This is a genomic window from Lentzea albidocapillata (genome assembly GCF_000719115.1).
GTDB lineage: Bacteria > Actinomycetota > Actinomycetes > Mycobacteriales > Pseudonocardiaceae > Lentzea > Lentzea albidocapillata.
In genome coordinates this window covers 1-1,221 of record NZ_JOEA01000053.1, presented here as the reverse complement: position 1 = coordinate 1,221, position 1,221 = coordinate 1, and the positions used below count along the sequence as shown (strand labels likewise).

2 protein-coding genes are annotated in these 1,221 nt (G+C 67.0%); both read right to left on the bottom strand.

Annotated elements, in window-relative coordinates:
* A partial coding sequence (locus IG04_RS0141685) for an IS3 family transposase (protein ID WP_036017054.1) occupies window positions 1-843 on the bottom strand: 843 nt, incomplete at its 3' end.
* Entirely contained in the window at window positions 840-1,157 is a 318-nt protein-coding gene (locus IG04_RS0141680) for a transposase (RefSeq protein ID WP_030482271.1), read from the bottom strand. The genes IG04_RS0141680 and IG04_RS0141685, both read right to left, overlap by 4 nt.
* Window positions 1,158-1,221: the final 64 nt, after the last annotated feature.

The window sequence follows — 1,221 nt, the reverse complement described above, 5'->3', positions numbered from 1 at the left end:
GGGGCTGAGGTAGGCGAGGCTGGAGTGCCTGCGGCGGGTGTTGTACCAGCCCTCGATGTATTCGAAGATTGCCTTGTGTGCCTTGGCCTTCGTGGGCCAGGGCTGCCGGTCGAGCAGTTCGGTCTTGATGGTGGCGAAGAACGATTCGGCGACCGCGTTGTCCCAGCATTGGCCCTTGCGGCCGACCGAGAGCCGCACCCCTGCGTCGGCCGCCGCGCGGGCGTACTGGCCGGAGGTGTACTGACAGCCTCTGTCGGAGTGGAAGATCACGCCGGGATCGGGGCGGCGCTGGGTGATGGCGTTGCGCAGCGCCTGCTCGACCAGGTCGGTGCGCAGGTGATCGGCGGTGGCCCAGCCGGCGACGCGGCGGGAGCCGAGGTCGATCACTGTCGCGAGGTACATCCACCCTTCCCAGGTGTGGATGTAGGTGATGTCCCCGCACCATCTGCTGTTGATATCCCTTGCACTGCAGTAGAAATCCCGCTTGATCAGATCAGCCGGGGTAGTCGCGGCCGGGTCCGGGATGGTGGTGGTGCGCCACCGTTTCGGTGCCCGACCGGCTCGGCCGGCCTGGCGCAGGAGCCGGGCGACGCGCTTGCGGGAGTGCCGATGCCCTTGGTCGGCGAGCTCGGCGTGGATCCGCGGCGTCCCGTAGGTTCCTTTCGACTCGTCGTGCACCTTGATGATCTTCTCGGTCAGCGCGGCATCGGCCCGCTCACGCGCGGATGGGCCCGCGGTGCGGCGGTTGTAGTAGGCGGCACGGGAGACCTGGAGCAGTTCGCACGCACGCTTGACGTTGCCGCTGCCGACCTTCTCCGCCTCGATGAACGGATAGACGTTCACCGGGTCTCCTTGGCGAAGAAAGCTGTGGCCCGTTTGAGGATCTCCACGTCCTCGCGCAGCCGCCGGTTCTCCCGCCGCAGGGCAGCGAGCTCGGCCTTCTCTTCGCTGCTCAGGCCGCCGTCGTCGCGGGTCCCGGCGTCACGCTCGGCCTGCTTGACCCACTCGCGCACGGCGGTCTCGGTCAGGTCGAAGTCCTTCGCGACCTGTGCGATCGAGCGGTCACCACGCTGGCACTGCTCGACGATCTCCGCCTTGAACTCCGGGGTGAACGCACGACGAGGACGCCGGGGCTTGTTCGAGCCCGTGGTCTTCATAAGGACATCCTTCCAGGGGCAAAACCCCCTGAACTCAGATGTCCGTCAAAACGGATCAGGCCCA